The 20,897-nt window shown below is 62.8% G+C and carries 21 protein-coding genes; 15 read left to right on the top strand and 6 right to left on the bottom strand.

The annotated features are described in order from the left end of the window. The first annotated feature begins 6 nt into the window (after nt 1-6). From EN932_RS04385 to EN932_RS04365, 5 genes are read left to right on the top strand one after another with little or no spacing between them, the layout of a single operon-like run. Nucleotides 7-501 carry a TadE/TadG family type IV pilus assembly protein gene (locus EN932_RS04385; protein ID WP_164753862.1) on the top strand — a complete coding sequence of 165 codons (495 nt, stop codon included), beginning with the start codon at nt 7-9 and terminating at the stop codon, nt 499-501. Continuing rightward, complete coding sequence (locus EN932_RS04380) at nt 495-1,130, top strand: TadE/TadG family type IV pilus assembly protein (RefSeq protein WP_127368004.1); 636 nt, start codon at nt 495-497, stop codon at nt 1,128-1,130. Before EN932_RS04385 ends, EN932_RS04380 begins: the two co-directional genes overlap by 7 nt. Then, the gene (locus tag EN932_RS04375) at nt 1,127-2,290 is read left to right on the top strand and encodes an AAA family ATPase (protein ID WP_024502270.1); all 1,164 of its coding nucleotides are present in this window, start codon (nt 1,127-1,129) and stop codon (nt 2,288-2,290) included. Before EN932_RS04380 ends, EN932_RS04375 begins: the two co-directional genes overlap by 4 nt. Beyond that, a complete protein-coding gene (locus EN932_RS04370) occupies nt 2,274-2,864 on the top strand; it encodes a L,D-transpeptidase (protein ID WP_127388221.1) in 591 nt (196 codons plus the stop codon). The genes EN932_RS04375 and EN932_RS04370 overlap by 17 nt, the downstream gene beginning before the upstream one ends. Continuing rightward, a complete protein-coding gene (locus EN932_RS04365; protein ID WP_127368002.1) occupies nt 2,861-3,454 on the top strand; it encodes a hypothetical protein in 594 nt (197 codons plus the stop codon). Before EN932_RS04370 ends, EN932_RS04365 begins: the two co-directional genes overlap by 4 nt. A gap of 38 nt (nt 3,455-3,492) precedes the next feature. Here EN932_RS04365 and EN932_RS04360 read toward each other — a convergent pair whose 3' ends face one another. The 6 genes from EN932_RS04360 to EN932_RS04335 form a co-directional block, all read right to left on the bottom strand. Then, on the bottom strand, nt 3,493-4,026 hold the full coding sequence (locus tag EN932_RS04360) for a hypothetical protein (protein WP_013530274.1): 534 nt from the start codon (nt 4,024-4,026) through the stop codon (nt 3,493-3,495). A gap of 60 nt (nt 4,027-4,086) precedes the next feature. After that, nucleotides 4,087-5,001, bottom strand: a complete 915-nt coding sequence (locus tag EN932_RS04355) for a sugar ABC transporter permease (protein ID WP_064994612.1) — start codon at nt 4,999-5,001, stop codon at nt 4,087-4,089. Nucleotides 5,002-5,112: 111 nt separating this feature from the next. Beyond that, nucleotides 5,113-6,408 (bottom strand): sugar ABC transporter substrate-binding protein, encoded by a 1,296-nt coding sequence (locus EN932_RS04350; protein ID WP_127368001.1) that lies wholly within the window; start codon nt 6,406-6,408, stop codon nt 5,113-5,115. Between the two features lie 95 nt (nt 6,409-6,503). Further along, the gene (locus EN932_RS04345; protein WP_164753550.1) at nt 6,504-7,325 is read right to left on the bottom strand and encodes a carbohydrate ABC transporter permease; all 822 of its coding nucleotides are present in this window, start codon (nt 7,323-7,325) and stop codon (nt 6,504-6,506) included. Nucleotides 7,326-7,330: 5 nt separating this feature from the next. Then, nucleotides 7,331-8,506, bottom strand: a complete 1,176-nt coding sequence (locus tag EN932_RS04340; RefSeq protein ID WP_024502264.1) for an ATP-binding cassette domain-containing protein — start codon at nt 8,504-8,506, stop codon at nt 7,331-7,333. A gap of 174 nt (nt 8,507-8,680) precedes the next feature. Then, nucleotides 8,681-9,481 (bottom strand): SDR family NAD(P)-dependent oxidoreductase, encoded by an 801-nt coding sequence (locus tag EN932_RS04335; protein WP_127384755.1) that lies wholly within the window; start codon nt 9,479-9,481, stop codon nt 8,681-8,683. Between the two features lie 166 nt (nt 9,482-9,647). Between EN932_RS04335 and EN932_RS04330 the strand changes: the two genes are divergently transcribed. The 10 genes from EN932_RS04330 to EN932_RS04285 form a co-directional block, all read left to right on the top strand. Beyond that, complete coding sequence (locus EN932_RS04330; RefSeq protein WP_063170084.1) at nt 9,648-10,508, top strand: DeoR/GlpR family DNA-binding transcription regulator; 861 nt, start codon at nt 9,648-9,650, stop codon at nt 10,506-10,508. Nucleotides 10,509-10,546: 38 nt separating this feature from the next. Then, complete coding sequence (locus EN932_RS04325; RefSeq protein ID WP_064994611.1) at nt 10,547-11,347, top strand: BtpA/SgcQ family protein; 801 nt, start codon at nt 10,547-10,549, stop codon at nt 11,345-11,347. 163 nt (nt 11,348-11,510) lie between these two features. Continuing rightward, nucleotides 11,511-13,031, top strand: a complete 1,521-nt coding sequence (locus EN932_RS04320) for an FGGY-family carbohydrate kinase (RefSeq protein ID WP_127369387.1) — start codon at nt 11,511-11,513, stop codon at nt 13,029-13,031. Further along, nucleotides 13,031-13,660 (top strand): HAD family phosphatase, encoded by a 630-nt coding sequence (locus EN932_RS04315; RefSeq protein WP_127369386.1) that lies wholly within the window; start codon nt 13,031-13,033, stop codon nt 13,658-13,660. Before EN932_RS04320 ends, EN932_RS04315 begins: the two co-directional genes overlap by 1 nt. A 416-nt stretch (nt 13,661-14,076) precedes the next feature. Further along, nucleotides 14,077-14,964, top strand: coding sequence for a sugar phosphate isomerase/epimerase family protein (locus EN932_RS04310; RefSeq protein WP_013530264.1), 888 nt, complete (start codon nt 14,077-14,079; stop codon nt 14,962-14,964). Between the two features lie 61 nt (nt 14,965-15,025). Continuing rightward, a complete protein-coding gene (locus EN932_RS04305) occupies nt 15,026-16,549 on the top strand; it encodes a sugar ABC transporter ATP-binding protein (protein ID WP_063170081.1) in 1,524 nt (507 codons plus the stop codon). 31 nt (nt 16,550-16,580) lie between these two features. Further along, the gene (locus tag EN932_RS04300; protein WP_032898845.1) at nt 16,581-17,549 is read left to right on the top strand and encodes an ABC transporter permease; all 969 of its coding nucleotides are present in this window, start codon (nt 16,581-16,583) and stop codon (nt 17,547-17,549) included. Between the two features lie 44 nt (nt 17,550-17,593). Next, the gene (locus tag EN932_RS04295; protein WP_127368577.1) at nt 17,594-18,607 is read left to right on the top strand and encodes a substrate-binding domain-containing protein; all 1,014 of its coding nucleotides are present in this window, start codon (nt 17,594-17,596) and stop codon (nt 18,605-18,607) included. Nucleotides 18,608-18,778: 171 nt separating this feature from the next. Beyond that, nucleotides 18,779-19,996 (top strand): ROK family transcriptional regulator, encoded by a 1,218-nt coding sequence (locus EN932_RS04290; protein ID WP_013530260.1) that lies wholly within the window; start codon nt 18,779-18,781, stop codon nt 19,994-19,996. Nucleotides 19,997-20,033: 37 nt separating this feature from the next. Continuing rightward, nucleotides 20,034-20,897: sugar kinase (locus EN932_RS04285; RefSeq protein ID WP_245483256.1), on the top strand; the 864-nt coding region annotated here is incomplete at its 3' end.

Here is a 20,897-nt window from a genome sequence, read left to right as displayed (position 1 = left end):
GTTGACATGACCAGGTTCGGCAAAATCATTGGACGGTTCCAAGTCGACGAAAGTGGCGCCGCTTTGGTGGAAGCCGCGATCACCATACCACTCGTCTTGCTGTTATCGGCCGGTGTGTTCGAGTTCTCCAATATCCTGAACACCCGGCTGCTTCTCGAAGCCGGCGTTGAGGATGCGGGGCGCTACATGGCACGATGCAGCAGCGACTGGGCGACTTGCAAGGCGCGGGCTCAAAACCTTGCTGCCTATGGGACGGTCGATAGCGGCAACGCCCGGGTGACCGGATGGCTTCCAGCGACAGTTGACATCACCAAGGCGGTCTCGCTGGACGCGGTTGATGCCGCCACGGGCACGCAGCTTTATCTCAGCAGCACGACCAAAGTCGATGTCGTGGACGTCAGCACGTCCTATTCTTATCCGGACGTTGGATTCTGGTCGTATCTTGGCTTTGGAGCCCTGACCCTCAGTGTATCCCATCAGGAACGGGTCATTGGATGGTGATGGAACGCACCAAGTTTTGGGCTAGCCAGTCCGGAACGACAATGGTCGAAATGGCCATAGTGATGCCGCTGCTGTTGACGCTTCTGCTTGGCTTCGTCGATTTCGGCTACGCCTTTTACCAATGGAATGCCGGGAATAAAGCGGTGCAAGCCGGCGCAAGGCTGGCGCAGATCTCAACACCTGTCGCCAGCGGGCTCCTGGCCGAGACGATAACGCAGACTGACCTAACTAAAGTTGGCACTGCGGTCCCGGCAAACACTTACAACTATATCTGCACCGCCAACACCGCTGGAAGTGTCTCTTGCGTTTGCGGCACAGGCGCTACATGCCAGAACCTCAATGTAAGCCAAGATGCCTTTAATTTCATTTTTAGCGGCAACAGCAGCCGGGCCGGAATGCAGACATTCCTGCCGATGCTGGCCAAGTCCGAAGTCAGGATTCAATACCAGGCGTCCGGCCTCGGCTACTGGACGCGACCCAGCGGGGCGGTGCCTACCATCACCGTCAGCATCACCAACCATCCCTTCCAATTCTTCTTCCTGGGCGGACTGCTCGGATTCGGAAACATCACCATGCCCTCCATGCTGAGCACAGTCACGGGCGAAGATTTGAAGAGTACCTGGCCATGAACGCCATCAACACCAAGGTCACGCCGACCAAGCGCAAGCAGGTGGCGCTGTTTTCGTCGGATCCGAATTTCAAGCGCGATGTGGCGACGCGGCTCGATGCGCTGGCGATCTATGACGTCAGGGTTTCCGAGACGAGCGATTTTCTGAAAGGACCGCCGGCGGACACACGCCCGGGCATCGTCATCCTCGATCTCGGCAATGGCGAGCTGCTCGGCAGGCCCGGCATCGTCGAGGCGCGCGCGCTGTGGGCCAGCGTGCCGCTGATCGCGGTTTCCGACGAGCTGAGCTCGGAGCAGACGCGCGTTTTGGTGCGCATGAACGCCTCGGACTGGCTGCACAAGCCGCTCGACGGCAAGGAACTGCTCAACGCGGTGACCTTCCACGACACCGGCAACCAGGGAACCAAGAGCCGGATCATCACCTTCATCAGCGCCAGCGGCGGCGCCGGCGCCACGACGCTGGCGCTGTCGGCTGCCGAATTCCTGGCGTCGAAATCGGCTGAGCGCGCCGCGTCCACCTGTCTCGTCGACCTGGATTTCCAGAGCGCCAATTGCGGCGCCTATCTCAATCTGTTCAACCAGTTCGACCTTGCCGGCATCATCGGCCAGCCGGAGCGGCTCGATGTCGAGCTGATGGACGTCATCAAGCTGTCGCGCCCGTCCGGCCTCACCCTCTACGCATTCGAGCGGCCGCAACTGCCGTTCGAGCCGCATGGCAGCGATTTCGTCTTCCGGCTGCTCGACCTCGTCGCCTACCGCTTCGACGACATCGTCATCGACCTGCCCAATCTGGAAACGCCCTGGCACAATTCCGTGCTGTCGACGAGCGACGAGATCTTCATCGTGTTCGAACTCAATGTCGCTTCGCTGCGGCAGGGCAAGCGGCTCTACAAGAAGATCCGCGAGCTGCGCGGCAATGCGGTCAGCATCACGCTGGTCGCCAACAAGCACAAGCGCAAATGGTTCGGGAACCATTTTTCGCGCAGCGAGCTCGAAAAGATCTTCAAGGCGCCGCACATCAAGTCGGTGGCGCTGGACAATGCGCTTCTGACCGATGCGCTGAACAGGGCCATCCCGCCTTCCGAAGTGGATGGGCGGGCGCGCTTCAACAAGGATCTGAAGCGGATGTTCAAAGAGCGGCTCGATGACGCTGCCCGATAGATATCGGATCGCCCCAAAGCTCGCCGGCGCCTGCGTGCTCGGCGTGGCGCTGGCGCTGTCCGTCCACGGCTTCGCCGAGGCGCGATCAGCACTTTCGGAGCGGCCGCCGCTGCCGGCGATGGGGCCCAGCCTGCGCAAGGCCGTCGCCTTTAGAACCGCCGAGCAGCCGGGAACGATCATCATCCGCAAGGACGAGAAGGCGCTTTACCTGGTGACCCGCCAGGGCCAGGCGCTGCGCTACCAGATCAGCGTCGGGCGCGACGGGTTCGGCTGGACCGGCATCGTCAAGGTCGGGGCGAAGACCGAATGGCCGGAGTGGCGCCCGCCGCAGGAAATGCGGGCCCGCCAGCCGGAGCTGCCGAAAATGGTGCCCGCCGGCCCCTACAACCCGCTCGGCGCAAGGGCGCTCTACCTGTCGCGGGACGGGCGCGACACGCTCTACCGCATACACGGCACCAACGACCCGTCGGGTGTCGGCTTCGACGGGACATCGGGCTGTTTTCGCCTCACCAACACGGATGTGATCGATCTTTTCAAACGCGTCGCGGTCGGCGCAAAGGTGGTGGTCCAATGACGATGATCAGCGAACCGGACATGCCGGCGATCGATATCGGAAACCAGGAACAGCGCGAACCGGCTGCCACCGGGAAACCCAGCAAGGCAAAGACGATCGCCGTCATCGTCGCCGGTGGCGCGCTTTTGATCACCACGGTCAACATGGCGGCCGCGGTCTATCTCTATCGGGGCATGAGCGACCTGCGTTTCGTCGAGGCGCGGCTGGAGCAGCTCGGCGCGTTCGAGCAGCGGATCGCGGCCCGGCTCGACACAGTCAACAACGGTTTTCAGAGCCGGTTCGAGAAACTGGACAGCCAGTTGCAAGGCAGCTTCAACGAGATCGATGCCAGCATTGCCCGGCTGGGGCAGACTATGCCGGTCGCCGGCGGCGAGGCCATGCCGGGTGCGGAAGAACCCTCCGAGATCGCCACCAGCACGCTGGCGCAAGCGCCCGAAGCCCTCGGCGGCGAGAGCGCGAGCGAACCCGGCGTCATCGAAGCGCCCGCACCCAGGAGGAGAATCGCATCGGCGTCGCCCCCTGCTCCCAGCTCCAATTACCAGCGCATCCAGCAGCCCGACGGCAAGGTCTATTACCGCCGGATCAACTAGACTTCGGGCGTGGCTGAACGAAGGCCGCTTGGACGGATCTAAAGATCGCGCTGCAGCGCCAGGATGCGGATGGCCCGGACGGACCGCTCCCGCGCCTCGGTGAGAAAGGCGATGTGGCAGTAGGCACAGGCCACGAAGCCCAAAAGCAGCACCAAGCTGTTCTTGAAGGTGAAATCGACGGCCAGCGAATAGGGAAGACCCTTGGGCGACGTGAATTCGGCAATCGTGCTTGCCGTTTCCGAATGGCTGCCGACCGCGATCATCAGCCCGGCGAAAATCAGGGCGATATGGTTGGCGAGGAAGAAGAAAGCCGACCGCTTGGCGTGGCACGCCATCCAGCAGACGATCGATGCGGCGGCAAGGATAGCGGCTTCGAAAGCCATGGAACCGCCCAGCCAGACATCCACCTGCTGCCAAAGCACCGTCGACAAGGGGCGCAGTTCAAGCCATAGCCACCATGCGGTGGGGCTGGCTGGATAGATGCCCAGCAACAAGGTCGCCATGCGCTCCCCTGCCAGGACCGCCAGAATGAGAAACGGAAAGGCGAAAAGCAGAAGCGGCTGGCGTTTCATGTTCCCTCGACAATCTGCAGGCCAGGATAGACCGCATAGATTGCTCAAGGCTTAACAGCCCTACTTCCGGCCCTCTCCCGATTGCGAGCGTTCGAGGACGGCGAAGAAGATCACGGTGAGCAGAAGCACGATCAGCAGCAGCACGAACGCGGCTGCCGCGCCTTCGTTGAGCGAAAGGCCGAGAAAGGCACGGCGATAGGCAAAGAAGCTCAGCACTTCGGTCGCGTTGCCTGGCCCGCCCTTGGTCAGGACATAGGGCAGATCGTAGGTCCGGAATTCGTTGATCAGCTGGATGATGATGGTGATCGCCGCGACCGGCCGAAGCATCGGCAGCGTGATGTAGAAGAATTGCTGCCAGCCGCGCGCGCCGTCCACTTCAGCAGCCTCATAGGGATCGCGCGGCAAAGCGGCGAGCCCGGCGGCGAGGATCAGCACGACGAAGGACATTTGCTGCCAGATGTCGATCGCCGCCATCGTCCAGAGTGCCATGCCTGGCGTGCCTAGCCAGTCGAGGCGCGGCAGGCCTGATATCTCCATGAGATGATTGGCGATGCCGAGATTGGGCTGGAGCAGCATGCGCCAGATCAGGGCGACGCTGATCGGCGACATCGCCATGGGAATGGTCAGAACCGCGAAATAGACCGGCTTCATCCGGACCGTCCGGTTGAGCATCAGGGCAATGCCGAGCCCGATCACGAATTCGCCGACCACGGTCACCGCCGAATAGCGCACGGTGAGCCAGAGCGCGTTCCAGAACAGCTCATCGCCGATCATCGAAGCGAAATTCTTGAACCCGACAAGCGGCAGGAGCTGCGGCTTGATCAAGGTCATCGAGGAGATCGAGAGGATGCAGGCATAGGCCAGGGGAAAGCCCATCACGATCGCCAGCAGCAGCAGGCCGGGCAAGGCAAAGGCCCAGCCGGTCCGCCACTCGCGGCCACGGGCAGCCCATCCTTTTTTGATCGCATTGTGCATCGTGGCCGAGCCTTGGTGGGGGTGGCGTTGCTGATCTCGTCAAGATCCGGGGTCTGGAAAATCCGGCGCGGCTGACATCGCCGCGCCGGGTCTCCTTGCCGAGCCGGACCGCTATTTGTCGAGGAGCCCCTGCAGGCCGTCGGAAGCTGCCTTCAGCGCCGCGTCCGATGTCGCCTGGCCACCAGCCGCCAGCGAAAGCTGGGTACCGAGCAGATCCTCGTATTGCGCCGAATAGGTGAAGATCGGGAACGACTTGCCGGTCGCCACCACATCCTGGGCGGTCTTGTAGAAGGGATATTTCGCCAGCACCGCCGCATCGGCATAGACATCGCTGCGCACGGGCGCGTGGCCCTCGAGCGCGCGCTTCACCGAAACATCCTTGCTCTGCACCCACTGGATGAAGGTCCAGGCGGCTTCCTGCTCTTCCGGCGACGTGTTCTTGGGAATGCCCCAGCCCCAACCGCCGCTCTCGCCATGGCCGCCCGGCATCACCGACAGGCCGACCTTGCCGGCGACCGTCGGACACTTCACGGCATCGTCCATCTGCGGCAGCATCCACCAATAGGTGACCATGCTGAAGGCGGAACCGCTGCACATCAGACGCATGGTGTCGTCGAGCGTGGCCGACACGGCACCCTGCTGGGCGCCGCGCTGGATGTTGTCGACATAGAGATCGAGCGCCTTCTTGGCCTCTGCCGTGTCGAGGCTCGCCTTGCCGTCGGCATTGAGATAGCTGCCGCCGGCGGAGAACAGATAGTTGGAGAATTCCATGCTGTTGGGATCGCCGCGCTGGCCCTGCATCGCGGCCCCGGCGACACCGGCATTGGCCTTCATGAATTTGGAAATCGCCACATAATCTTCGAGCGTCGTCGGCAAAGCGAGCTCCTTGCCGGTTGCCGTCTTGTAGGCGGCCTTGAGCTTCTCGTCGCCGATCAGGTCCTTCCGGTAGAGGAGGCCCATCGAGTAGTTGTACATGGGCACCAGGAACAGCTGGTCCTTGGTTCGGCCGAGCAGGTCAAGCGTCGAGGGAATGAAGGGGCTCAGATCGTATTTGGATTTCTCGACGAAGGGTTTCAGGTCGGCCAGCCAGCCGGCCGCCGGAAATTCGCCGGCCCACAGGAAGTCGACCTCGAGCACATTGTAGTAGCTCTGCGGCGCGGTCAGCTGCGACACCAGCTTGTCGTGCATGTCAGGATAGCCGATCTTCTCAAACTCGACCTTGATGCCGGTCTGCTTCTCGAATTCGGGCAACAGCGCTTCAATGATCTTGGTTTCCGGCACGTCCTCCATCAAGGCGTGCAAGGTGATGGGCTCAGCCGCCCTGGCCGGAAGCGATGCGCTGACAACAGCTGCCCCGCTCACGGCCGTCATCAGCATTTTGATCAAGGTCTGCTTGTTCCAAGTCATAACTCTCTACTCCTCTTTCCCTCTGGACGCGGCGGTGATCCCGCCACGATTTCATAACCGGCTAGCGAGCCATGTCGGCTCTCGGAGCGGCCGGCCTATTTCACGCTGCCGAACGTCAAGCCCTGGACGATGAAACGCTGGATGAAGCGGGAAGCCACGACCAGCGGCAGGATGGCAAGGACGACGCCGGCAGAAACCTTGGCGATCTGGACGCCGTTCGAGGTCTGCAACGCCGCAAGCGCAACCGGTATGGTTGCCGTCTTCGGCCCGCTCAAAACCAGGGCAAACAAAAACTCATTCCACGCCAGGATAAAGCCGAGCACGCCGGCGGCCGCGATACCGGGCATCGACACCGGCAGGACAATACGCCAGAAGGCGCCCCAGGCGGTCGCGCCGTCGGTCATCGCCGCCCATTCCAGATCCACTGGAATGCCCTCGAAGAAGCCCACCAGTATCCAGGTCAGGAAAGGCAGGTTGAGCGCGGCATAGACGATGATCAGCCCCGTCAGCGAATTGCTGAGCTCCAGGCTTCGGAACAGCGTGAAGGTCGGCAGCACCAGCGCCACGGGCGGCAACATCTGCGTCGCCAGAACGGCAAAACGCGCCCAACGACCGCCCGTGCGGAAGCGGGCGAAGGCATAGCCGGTGGTGGCGGCAAAAGGCAATGCGAGCAGAACCGAGCCGAGCGCGACGATCAGGCTGTTGAGGTAGGATTGACCGAAGCGGCTCGACAGCAGCGCCGAATAATTGTCCGTCGTAAAGGCCGGCATCAGCTCGTTGCTGTAGGACAACTGCTCGGGGACGAAGCTTGTCCGCAGCACCCAGAGCGGCGGCAGCAGCACGATGGCGCAGACGACAATCAGCCCGAAATGCAAGCCGAAGCGGCGACGAAAGGCCGGCCGTTCGTTTCTGTCCATGCTGGTCATCGCGTGGCCCCCATGAGGCTCGGCCGCGCGATGACCAGTTCGGTTTCGGGATCAAAGAGGTGCATCGGCAGCGGGTCGATGTAGAGTTCGACCATCGAGCCGACGGGCGCCGTGAAATAACGGCTGAGGCGGGCGGCGATCTCCAACGGCTTGTCGCCCCCCGCGGGGTGAGCATCATCCCTGCCGGTGGCCTGACCGGCAATCTGGCCGATCAGGACGTTCTCGGCGCCGAGAGCCTCGACGGCCACAACCCGTACGGCAATCTTCTGCCAGTCCGGCTTGTCGGGGCTTTCGTGGAAATCCTCGGCCCGCACGCCCAGAATGACGCGGCGCCCGGCACGCTCGCCATAAGCGTTGCGGTGGCGGGCGGGGACGGCAAGCACGGCACCACTGTCGGTCAGGACGGAGAGCCCTTCGCCAGGTGCGGCCTGAAGCGTGGCCGGAATGAGGTTCATCGGCGGCGTCGCCAGGAAGCGTGCGACGAAGGTGTTGACCGGGTCGGCATAGACTTCAAGCGGCCGGCCGGCCTGGATCAGGCGACCATCGCGCATGATGCATATGCGATCGCCCATGGTCATCGCCTCGACCTGGTCGTGGGTGACATGGACGATGGTGCGGCCGAGGCGCCGGTGCAGCTTCACGAGTTCGAGCCGCATCTCGGCACGCAGTTGCGCATCGAGATTGGACAGCGGTTCGTCAAGCAGGAAGGCCGCCGGTTCGCGAACGATCGCCCGGCCGAGCGCGACACGCTGCCGCTGGCCACCCGAAAGCGCTGCCGGCTTGCGGCCGAGAAGATTCTGCAGACCGAGCAGGTTAGCGGCGTCTGCAATCTTGGCATCGATAACCGCCGCGTCGGTGCCGCGCATCTTCAACCCGAAGGCCATATTCTGCCGCACCGACATATGCGGATAGAGCGCGTAGCTCTGGAACACCACGGCGACGTTTCGGTCGCGCGGCGCGACATTGGCGACGCTCTTGCCACCGATGCGAAGATCGCCGGAGGAGATACTCTCCAGGCCGGCAATCATCCGCAGCGTCGTCGACTTGCCGCATCCCGACGGACCGAGAAAGATCACGAATTCACCATCGGGAATGGTGAGATCGACCTCATGCACCCCGTAATTGCCATTGCCGTAGAGCTTGGAAACGCGATCGAGCTCGATAGACGCCATAGACTTTCCTCATGAACCCGTCTGACCCGGCTGACGCCGAAGGCCGAAGTCGAGCGAACGGTCATCTTAGAGAACAAAATATAACATTAAAAGCCTAACTTCTGATCATATGTGTTCACTTTTTTGGATAGGCGCGTGCCCGCATCAGGATCCGGCTACAGCCGCCGAAAGCCGTCAGGTCATGTAGACGCCGCCGGTCACGTTGACGCCCTGGCCGGTCATGAAGCGGGCTTGATCCGAGCAGAGGAACACGACGACGTCGGCGACATCCTCCGGCAGCTCGAGCCGGCCGAGCGGCGTCTGCGCAATATAGTCGGCGACCACCCGTTCGGGCGTGACTTGCCGCAGATGCGCCTCCCATTCGACTTCGCGCGACTGCATGCCGGTCTTGACGAACCCCGGACAGACGGCATTGACGCGTATCCCCTTGGGCGCGAGCTCGCGGGCAAAGGCCTGCGTCCAGCCGAGCACGGCGAACTTGGATGCCGAATAATGCGCCAGGAGCGGCGCACCGACCTTCGCGGCAAGCGAGGCGGTGTTGACGATGCAGCCCGTGCCCTGCTTGACAAAGTGCCGTCCAGCGATCTGATTTGCCAGGAATACACCGCGGGAATTGACCGAAAAGTTGAAGTCCCACTCCTCATCGGTCAGATCGAGCGCGTGCTGCATGGTGGACACGCCGGCATTGGCGATCAGGATGTCGCAGCCGCCAAGCGCTTCCAGTACGGTGGCAAAGGCCGCCTCGACGGAATCGCGGCGGCGGACATCGACCGTGACGGCGGCGGCACCGCCACCAATTTCCTCAGCCGCCTGACGTGCCGCCTTGGGATCCAGATCGCCGATCGCCACGGCGACGCCCTGCCGCGTCAGGGCGGTCGCGATCGCCCGGCCGATCCCCGCGCCACCGCCCGTCACGAAGGCTCGCTTGCCCGCGAGTTCGGCAAGCACGGGAGGCGTGACGGAGACAGCCGGCATGGTCGTATTCTCTCTGCTTGATGGCGGAACGCATTTTGTTGATATCGAGATGCATACCAATAAAATCGAACACTGCAAACATATTTTTGTTTGAAAATGTTTGATCATGCGGTAGTGTGAAGATCAGCAGACCGCTTCGTCGGCGGCTTACCCACCGGATACATCGATGGCAGACGACACCACCCTTCCTGAGACATCGCCGCATGGCGCACCGCGCGACGCCGATCGTCAGCGCCTTCTCGCGCACGACCGGCAGGCACGCATCCTGGCTTTGCTGCGCCGGACGGGGTCGCTCACCGTCGCCGCGGCAGCGGCCGAACTTGCCGTTTCCGACATGACGATCCGCCGCGATCTCGTCGAACTGGAACGCGAGGGTAGGCTGGTCCGAATCCATGGCGGCGCGATCGAGGCCGACAACCCGCCGCTGGTCGCCATGGACAGCGAAGAGCCGAGTTTCGATTCGCGCTTGCGCCAGCGCCGCGACCCGAAGGCCGCGATTGCCGCGGCCGCGGCCGCGCTGGTTTCGGGATACCGCACGATCGCTTTGGATGTCGGCACCACCACCTATCTGATGGCCGAGCACCTCAGGGACCTTCCGCACGCCAAGGTGTTCACCAACAGCCTCAGGATCGCGGCGGCGCTGAATGGCGGTGTGCCCGAAGTCTATGTTGCCGGCGGCCGCGTACGGGCCGACGAGATGTCGACCGGCGGGCCTGCGGCCATCGCCCAGTTCGAGGCGCTGTGGTTCGATGTCGCCGTGATCGGCGTCTCCGGTATCACAGCGGACGGCCTCTTCGATTATTCCTTCGATGATACCGATATGAAGCGCGCCTATCTGAGGCGGTCAGGCACCAAGATCGTCCTGTGCGATTCCGCCAAATTCCTGCGCATGTCGCTGGTGCGGATAGCGCCACTGTCGGACTTCGACATCCTCATCACCGATGCCGAGCCGCCGGCCAAGATCGTCGCGGCGCTCGCCGCGGCCAAGGTCGACCTGCGCATCGCGCCGCCACTGACGCGCGACTGAGGCGCGCCATTTCACTTTATCCCCAAGGAGAAGACTCGATGGTATTTGAATTTTTCGGCGACAAGAAGAAGGCTGTCATCTCGATGGCACATATCGGTGCCCTGCCGGGAACGCCCCTCTATGATGCCGATGGCGGCCTCGACAAGCTGATCGATGGCGTACTCTCCGACATCCGCAAGCTGCAGAACGGCGGCGTCGATGCCATCATGTTCGGCAACGAGAACGACCGCCCCTATGTCTTCAAGGCGCCGCCCGAGGGCATTGCCGCCATGACTGCCATCGTCCAGGCGGTGAAGCCCGAGCTGAAAGTGCCGTTTGGCGTCAACTATCTCTGGGATCCGACTGCCAGCGTCGCGATCGGAGCCGCCACCGGAGCCCGTTTCGTGCGCGAGATCTTCACCGGCCTGTTCGCTTCCGATATGGGCTTGTGGGAGCCCGATTGCGCCGCCGCCTCGCGCCTGCGGCACAACCTTGGTCGCGACGACATGAAGCTTCTCTTCAACATCAATGCCGAGTTCGCACACTCGCTCGACCAGCGCCCGATTGAATTGCGTGCCAAGAGCGCGGTGTTCTCGTCGATGGCAGACGCGATCCTCGTCTCCGGTCCGATCACCGGCCAGCCGGCCGACCAGTCCCACCTGCGCAGCGTCTGCGAGACGATCAAGGACGTGCCGGTCTTCGCCAACACCGGCGTGAACATCGACAATGTCCGCGACGTCCTTTCGCTGGCGAGCGGCGTCGTGATCGGGACCCATTTCAAGATCGATGGCAATACCTGGAACGCCGTCGACGGCGATCGGGTCAAGCGCTTCATGGATGTTGTCGCCACTTTGCGCTGAGGACGGCTTCCACGGCGATGCCGGCCATCGCGCCGGCTCGCGGTGATCATATCGATCGTTGCAGGCCGGCGGCCGGAATGATCGACTGGCATCGAGCAGTGCGACACAACGAGGCAGACAGGTTTCGCCCGCCTGCCCTTCCCAGCATTTCAATGGATTCGACATGGCGTTCGTTCTCGGTCTCGATATCGGCACCACCTCGACGATCGGCATCCTGATCCGGCTTCCCGATCAGGTGCTGGGCCTCGCCTCGCGCCCCGTCACGCTGCACTCCGAGCATGCGGGCTGGGCCGAGGAAGATCCCGCGCAATGGTGGACCAATGTCCGCGGCATCGTGCAGGAGTTGCTCAGGACCAGCGGCATCAAGGCCGAGGAAATCGTGGCGGTCGGCACCACCGGCATGCTGCCGGCGGTCGTTCTTCTGAACGAGAAGGGCGAAGTGCTGCGGCCGAGCATCCAGCAGAGCGACGGCCGCTGTGGCGCCGAAGTGGCCGAACTGCGGACCGAATGCGATGAGACGGCTTTCATCACCAAGGCCGGCAACGGCATCAACCAACAGCTCGTCACCGCAAAGCTGCGCTGGATTGAGCGTCACGAGCCGGAGGTGTTCGGCCGCATCGCCACCGTTTTCGGCTCCTACGATTATATCAACTGGCGCCTCACCGGCGAACGTGCGGTCGAGCAGAACTGGGCGCTGGAGGCCGGCTTCGTCGATGTTTCGACGCACCGGATCGACGATGATCTGGTGGCGCTCGCGCACATACCGCGCTCGGCCGTGCCACGAAAGATCGCCTCGCATGAGATCCTCGGTTCCGTCTCGGCGAAGGCCGCCGATGAGACCGGCCTGATGGCGGGGACACCGGTCGTCGGCGGTGCAGCCGACATGATCGCCTCCGCGCTTGGCGCCGGCGTCGCCAAGCCGGGCGATGTCCTCCTGAAATTCGGCGGCTCGGTCGATATCCTGATCGCTACCGATCAGATCAAGCCCGATCCGCGCATGTATCTCGATTATCACCTGGTGCCGGGCCTGTTCATGCCCAATGGCTGCATGTCGACAGGCGGCTCCGCCCTCAACTGGTTCGTACGCAATTTCGCCGGCGGCGAGATGGCCGCGGCACAGGCCGAGGGTATTTCCGTACACCAGCGGCTCGATGCGCTGGCGGCAGAGCGTCCCGCCGGTGCCGACGGCCTCATCATCCTGCCCTATTTCCTTGGCGAGAAGACGCCGATCCATGATCCAGCGGCCCGCGGCGTGATCGACGGCCTGACGCTTTCGCACGATATCGGCCATGTCTGGCGCGCTTTGCTCGAGGCCTATGCCTTTGCCATCGCGCATCATGTCGAGGTGCTCAACGACATGGGCCATCGGACCGAGCGCTATCTCGCCTCCGACGGCGGCTCAAGCAGCAAGGTCTGGATGCAGATTGTCGCGGATGTCTTGCAAAAGCCGGTCCAACGCCTGACCGGGCACCCCGGCTCCTGCATCGGCGCTGCCTGGACGGCGGCGATAGGCACCGGCCTGACCGACGACTGGTCGGGCGTTTCCGGTTTCGTCAGCTTCGCCGACCGGCTCCATCCCGACCCGCGAAAGGCCGACATCTACCGCGACGGTTACCGCCGCTATCGCGATCTCTATACACGCCTATCGGCTCCTGGCGCGACCAAAGCTGGATCGCCATCGTGATGTATCGCGCCGTCGCCTGGGACATCGACGGAACGCTGATCGACAGCGAGCCGTTGCATCATCAATCTCTCCTCGCCGGCTGCCGCAACTGGAACGTCGATCTTGACGACCTGCCCGACCAAGCCTTTCGCGGCATCCATATGGGCGACGTCTGGACAATGCTGCGTCCGCGCCTCCCAGTCGGGCTTGACCAGGCGGAGTGGCTCGCCGCCATCAATGCCCACTACGTCGCCAACCGGGCGGACGCCATCCCGATCCCCGAGGCGGTCGAGACGATCCGGACCCTGGCTGACCGCGGCATCCCGCAGGTCTGCGTGTCAAATTCCGGCCGGCAAGTCGTCAATGCCAATCTCGATGCGCTCGGCGTGCTCGACCATATGAGCCTCACAATCAGCCTCGACGACGTTACGGTCGGCAAACCCGACCCAACGCCCTATCGCGAGGCCTGCCGGCAGCTCGCCATAGCTCCGGGATCCGTCGTCGCTGTGGAAGACAGCCGCACCGGCACCAAGGCCGCACGGGCCGCCGGTCTGTTCGTGGTTGGCTATCTCCCCAGCGGCGGCCCGCTCAGCGACATCGATCTCAGTGCCAACCGTCTGTCGTCGATCCTGGACCTGTTTCCCGGCTGAGGGTTTTCGCGTCGCCGCGTCCGGGTGCGCGCTTGGGCAAGCCGGAGGATCGGGCGTCCGCCGGCTGGTCCCAAGCGAATGCCTTGGCAGGAACTGACGAACGTTGGACCGGGTTCTGCTCGTTCCGCATTCGCCTTGCATCTCGCCGAGCGACGGTCCATGCCGCTCGGTCTGCGCAAGTGATGGGATATTTGTTGTCAAAAGCTGCATATCCCGTTTCTCGCATGGGTCAGAGAAAATTTTCTCGCACCTCCATGATGCCCCTCAACTGTCTGTTTTTCCGCATTTTTTTAATCCAGCATGATTGGCTCGCGCCGACCAATGCCACAACTCCTCTTGCGCTGGAGCTGAATTTTAGGCATTCAGGGATCAAGTTTGTATCTTTAACATGCAAACCTAATTATCGGAGGATCTGAATGCGGCGTCTTGGTATCCATTCATTTGTCTGGACAAACGGCCTGACCCAGGAGGGCCTGGAAATGGCACTCGCCAAGTCGGCGGATCATGGTTACCGGCTGATCGAGTTCGCTTATCTGCGGCCCGAGAAATTCGACCTCGACCGCCTGGCGAAGCAAGCCAAGGAACTGGACATCGAGATCGTGGTCACGATGGGCCTGTCGGCGGATGCGGACGTCTCGAGCGAGGACAAGGCCGTGGTCACCAAGGGAAAGGCGCTCTTGTCCGACGCGGTCAAGGCGGTCCGCGACATCGGCGGCATCCGATTGGGCGGCATTCTCTATTCGATGCACGGCAAGTATGACGGGCTGCCCACACGAACCGGCTGGATGAACAGCGCCGACGCCATCGCCGCGACCGCCGAGGTGGCCAGGGATAGCGGCGTGCAGATCGTTCTGGAAGTGGTGAACCGCTTCGAGTCCAACCTCTTGAACACGACCGCGCAAGGCCTGAAGTTCATCAAGGACACCGGCCGCGACGACGTCTTCCTGCATCTCGACACGTTCCACATGAACATCGAAGAGGCGAGCCAGGCCGAAGCGATCCGTCTGGCTGGGGACAAGCTCGGTTATTTCCACTTCAACGAGAACTACCGCGGCTATCTCGGCACCGGTACGATCGATTTCGCGAGCATCTTTTCCGCGCTGGTGGACATTGGCTTCCACAATCGCGACGTCACCTTCGAGAGCTTCTCCAGCGCCATCGTCGATGAAGCCCTGTCGCGTGTGTGCGGCATCTGGCGCGACACCTGGACCGACAACAATCCGCTCGCCGCGCATGCCAAGGCTTTCATCGAAAGCCGTTGGGAAGAAGCCGTGCGCCGGGCCGAGATCAACAAGGCTGCCTGAAGACGAAAGGGCTGCGGGCCGACAAGCGCCCGCACCATCTCATCCCGAGGAGGACGGGAAGATGACGCAGAACGAAGCTATCACCAACGAGAACGGCGCCACCGCGCCGCTTCTCCTCAGCGCCGAAAATGTCGCGAAGAGCTTTGCAGGCGTTCCCGCCCTGGTCGACGGGCGGATTCGGTTGCGCGCCGGGACGGTCAATGCCTTGTGCGGTGGCAACGGTGCCGGCAAGTCGACTTTCCTCGGCGTGTTGATGGGGATGCTGCGGCGCGACGCCGGATCCGTCACGGTGAAAGGCCGGGAGGTGAATTTCTCCTCCCCCGCCGAGGCGCTCGATGCGGGTATCGCCATCATCACCCAGGAGCTTAGCCCGTTCCTGGACATGACCGTCGCCGAGAACCTCTATCTCGGCCGCGAACAGCGGCGCGGCCGCTTCTTCGTCGACGACAAGTGCATGCTAAGCGACGCGGAGGCGATCCTGGCGCGGTTGAAATTCAACATCCCCGCTGGTGCGCGGCTGCGCGATCTTTCGATCGCGCAGGCCCAACTCGTCGAGATCACCAAGGCAATCAGCCGCCGCAGCGACATCCTGATCATGGACGAGCCTACCTCGGCCATTGGCGAGCGCGAGGCGCAGATGCTGTTCGACGCGATCCGCACTCTGACCGCGGAGGGCGTGGGCATCATTTATGTCTCGCACCGCCTGACCGAGATCTTCGAGATCGCCGACGATTATACGGTCTTCCGCGACGGCCGTTTCGTAGGCGGCGGATCGATTTCCGAAATCGACCGCAAGGGCCTGATCCGGTCGATCGTCGGCCGCGACCTGTTGGACCATCATCGCGAACCGAAGGATACCGGCCCGCAGAAACCCTTGCTCGAAGCCCGCGGCTTTGCATCGAAGGGAAAGTTCGCCGACATCGACATGACCGTTCATGCGGGAGAGATCGTCGGTATATACGGGCTTCTCGGCTCCGGTCGCAGCGAGTTCGTGAATGCGCTCTACGGAAACGAGCCGCGGGATTCCGGCCAGGTGCTGATCGAGGGCAAGCCCATCGATCTCAAGACGCCCGCCGATTCCATCGGCGCCGGCATTTCGCTGGTCACGGAGGACCGCAAGCAGACGGGCCTGTCACTGACCGCGTCGGTCGCCCACAACATCACCGTGGCCAACCTGCCGCATTATGCGCGCAAGGGCTTCATGAACGGATCGGCGGAAGGCAGGAGCGTGGTCGAGCACATCAAGCGCTTCTCCATCAAGACGGCGTCGCCGGACCTGCCCGTCCAATCCCTGAGCGGCGGCAACCAGCAGAAGGTTGTCCTTGCGCGCTGTGTCGACACCAACCCCAGGATCCTGATCTGCGACGAGCCGACACGCGGCGTCGACGAAGGCGCCAAGCGCGAGATCTATGCCTTCCTCGGCAATTTCGTGAAGGCGGGAAACGCCGTGCTGATGATCTCGTCCGAGGTGCCCGAAATCCTCGCCAATGCGGATCGCATCGTCGTTTTTCGCCGGGGCCGCATCGCAGGCGAGGTCGCCGGACCCGAGGCCACCCAGGAAACCCTCGTTCATCTGGCTTCCTAGCCAGACGATCCATTTCGTGGAGAAGAATCCAATGGTATCCGCCAGTCAAAGCATGAGCGGCATGAGCCTGGGAAAGTTCATCGCCCGTTATGGCATCGTCATCTCGTTTATCCTCCTGTTCGTCGTGTTGTCGCTGGCGTCGCCGAACTTCCTGTCCACCAACAATCTGCTGAACGTTCTGCGGCAGGTCTCCATGAACGGTGTGCTGGCTGTCGGCATGACCTTCGTGATCCTGACGGCCGGCATCGATCTCTCCATCGGTTCGCTCCTGGCGCTGGCCGGCGCCGTGGCGGCCAGCCTGGTCACCGGCGCGGATGCGTTCAATCCGCTCCTAGCAGTCGCGGCCGGCGTCGCCGTGGGCGCGCTTTGCGGCGCCGTCAATGGCGGGCTGATCGCCTACTTCAAGGTGCCGGCCTTCGTCGCCACGCTCGGAATGCTGAGCGTGGCGCGCGGCGCGACGCTGCTTTACAGCGGCGGCCGCCCGATTCCCAATCTCAGCCTCGAATTCCGCTGGCTCGGCCAGGGTCTCGTGCTCGGCATACCGGTACCGGTGATCATTTTCGCCGTCGTCTTCGCTGTCGCGGCAATCGTCCTGCGCTACTCCATTTACGGAAGACGGGTCTATGCGGTGGGCGGAAACCCGCGCAGCGCGAAGACGAGCGGCATCAACACCACCGGCATCATCTTTTCGGTTTACGTCATCATGGGCGCGCTGGCCGGTCTCGCGGGTGTCATGCTGACGGCCCGCACCACGTCCGCCCTGCCACAGGCGGGCATCGGCTACGAACTCGATGCCATCGCGGCGGTGGTCATCGGCGGAACAAGCCTCACCGGAGGTATCGGCCGCATCGGCTATACGCTGGTGGGCGTGCTGATCATCGGCATGATCAGCAACGGTCTCGATCTGATGGGGGTGTCCTCATACTACCAGCAGATCATCAAGGGTTCGATCATCGTCCTCGCGGTGCTGATCGACCGCTCCCGAGCCGGGAGAGAGTAACAGGCGCAAGCGGCGCGGCCGCACGCAACATGGAGGAAATGCACATGAAAACGACAAGACGCTTCCTGATGGGAGCAGCGGCCGGCCTTGCCCTTGCAGGCATGGTGTTCGGGGGGAATTCGGCCGACGCCAAGACGCTGAAGATCGCGGCGATCGTCCAGAGCCTCAACACAGAGTACAATGTTCTGTGGGCCGATGCCGCCAAGGCGCACCCCGCGCTTGCGGACGGTACCGCCACGCTGACAGTTCTCGACGGTCGCCAGGACGTGCTGACGCAGTCGAACCTGTTCGACACAGCCATCACCGAAAAATACGACGCGATCATCTTCATCCCGGTCGACATCGACGCCGGCAATGAACCGATCGAGCGCGCGAAGGCAGCCGGCATCCCGGTGTTCGGCTCCAACACGATGGTTTCCAACACCGCACTCTACGACGCCTACATCAATTCCGACGATGTCGAGGCCGGCGAAATGCTGGCCAAGGCTGTGATCGACAAGGCCGGCCCACAGGCCAAGGTCGTGATCCTGGAAGGGATGCTGGGCCAGTCGGCCCAGGTGCAGCGGCTTGAAGGGATCCAGAAGGTGCTGAAGGAAAATCCCGGAGTGACCATCCTGGAGCAGAACACCGCCAACTGGTCACGCGCCGAGGCCATCACGCTGATGGAGAATTTCCTGACCTCGCATGGCGATGCGATCCAGGGCGTCCTGGCCGAAAACGACGAGATGGCCGTCGGCGCCATCGAGGGCATCCGCAACCACGGCCTGGATCCCAAGGCGGTTCCGGTCGCCGGCGTGGACGGCATCAAGGACGCGCTTGAAGCCGTCAAGCGTGGCGAACAGTCGATGTCCATCCTCCAGGATGCCAACGGACAGGCGCAAGGGGCGATCGACCTCGCGCTGCACAAGATCGTCGGCGACAGCTACAAGCCGCGCGCGGCTGTCTGGGACGTAAACGGCGGCAAGCTCGCCTGGAACGACGGCAAGGACCAGCATTACTACGTGCCGTGGCTGGCGGTGACCTCCGAGAATGTCGACAAGGTGCTTGTCGGCAATTGACGCTCCAACAGGAGGATGCCGCTCGCTCGCGGCATTCTCCTTCGCCACCGGCGCAGCGGGAATTGCTTGCTTCCGACATCAGGCGGTTCATTCTTTTGAGGACTTTGCGTTGCCGGAGGAAAAACAAGCTCGGGTGAAGTATAGGCTGGGAACGAACATGCGGAGTCCGCCATGAACCATGTAACCTTCGCCAGCAGCTCGCCTCGCAGGATCCGCCAGAGCAATTCGGTAGCGACGCTGAACGCGCTCCACCGCTTCGGCCCTTTGAGCCGGGCCGATCTCGCCAGGCATATGGGGGTCAACCGCTCGTCCGCCGGCAATATCGTCCTGGAGTTGGTCGAGGCCGGACTCGTTCGCGAAGTCGCGGAGAACGATGTCGCGAATCCGGCGGGCCAGCCCAGGGCCGGAAGACCGGGTATCCTCGTGGAAATCGTGCCTGAAGCCGTTTTCTTCGCCGGCATAGAGATCGGTGTCGAACATATGACATGCGTCGAGATCGATCTCGCGGGCAAGATCGTTCGCAGCGCCATGACGCGCTTCGAAGGACATGACAGCGATCCGGAGGCCGCGGTCCACATGGCGATCGAACAGGTGTTTCTCGAGATGCGGAAGGATAGCCTGGCGCGATGTCAGGGCATCGGCATCGCGGTGCCCGGACAAATGAACCAGGATGGTTTCATCCACGTCGCACCGATCCTGGGGTGGCGCAATGTCGATCTCACAGGCCTTGCCCGCAGCCTTCTTCCGGCCGAGATCCCGGTATCCGCGGAAAATGACGGCAACGCATTCGGCATCGGCATCACATACAGCCAGCCGGAAGCGGCGAGCGGCGTCACCTTCTTCATGGTCATCGAGAACGGTGTCGGTGGCGGAATTGTGATCGACGGCAAGTTGTTCCGCGGCGGCAATGGCCTGGCCGGAGAAGTCGGCCACCTCAAGACACGGAACCCGACATACCGGAATCTGGAGCAGGCCTTCGGGCGCGACCGCATCCTGTCATCCTATCGCCAGTACAGGCCGGACGCCGACTTGGACTTGTTCCTGCGTGACGTCCGCGATCGTGTTCCTCAAGCGGTGCAGCTCGCCGAAGAATGGGCTGTCTTGTTCGCATTTGCAGTCGTGCAGATCTCGCGGCTGATCGACCCGAACCGCATCGTGCTGGGCGGGTCCGTCGCGGAATTGTATCCATTGGTCGCCGCACGGGTCGACGCGCATATCCGCGAGCTCCAGGCCGCGACCTTTCCTGTCCCCGAGATCGTTTTCAACGAGAGCGCCATCTATGGAGCTGCCTTCGGAGCCGCTTGCATGATGCATCAGCGCTTCATGTCGCTCGACAACCAGATGCTCAACAAGGACGCGGTTTCCGGTCCAGACGCCTCGGCGTCGTGAAACCGCAAACGACACCACACCCAGGATTGGACGCTTGATGAACGACCTCCCCCAAACGCTTGCACCGGACTCGCTCGGGCCAACCGTGACGATTGGAGAAATCCTGGTAGAGATCGTCGCGAGGCAGACAGGCACCGGTTTCCGGGAACCGATCGACCTCATTGGCCCCTTTCCGAGCGGCGCGCCCGCCATCTTCATCGATCAATGCGCGCGTATGGGCGGAGCGGCCGCGATGGTGGGCGTGGTGGGCGACGACGATTTCGGCGCGGTCAACATGGAGCGCCTGAAGCGAGACGGCGTAGACACTTCCGCCATCGCTGTTTCCGCGGATTATCCGACGGGCAGCGCCTTTGTCCGCTACCGCACGGACGGAAGCCGCGATTTCGTCTACAACATCGCCAAATCCGCCGCCGCTCGACTGGAATGGACCCCGCAGGTCGAGGCGCTGATCGCGCGTTGCGGGCATATCCACGTCATGGGAACGGTGTTCGCAAGCCCCGCGGCCTGGGCGATCACCGAACGCGCGATCCCGCTGATCAAGGCACGCGGCGGCACCATGTCGCTCGATCCGAACCTGCGCAAGGAATTGCTGGCGCACGGCCAGACCGAGGAGAAATTCGCGAGCCTGGTGGACAAAGCGGACCTGCTGCTGCCGTCGGGCAATGAATTGTTCCTGGCCGCCGGCATGGATGGCGAGGAACGCGCAATCGAGGCGCTGTTCAAACGAGGGGTCAAGGAGATCGCCGTGAAGCGTGGCGAACATGGCGCGTCAGCCCGTCAAAGCACGGGCGCCAGTGCCGATTGTCCCGGCCTCATCGTCGAGGAAACGGACCCCACCGGCGCCGGCGACTGTTTCGGCGGAGCCTATGTCGCATGCCGGCGGTTGGGGGTGCCGCTGCGG

It is taken from the genome of Mesorhizobium sp. M7A.F.Ca.US.002.01.1.1 (assembly GCF_004022955.1).
Classification (GTDB): Bacteria; Pseudomonadota; Alphaproteobacteria; order Rhizobiales; family Rhizobiaceae; genus Mesorhizobium; species Mesorhizobium ciceri.
The sequence above is the reverse complement of the archived record's forward strand: the minus strand, read 5'-3'. Positions and strand labels throughout refer to the sequence as shown.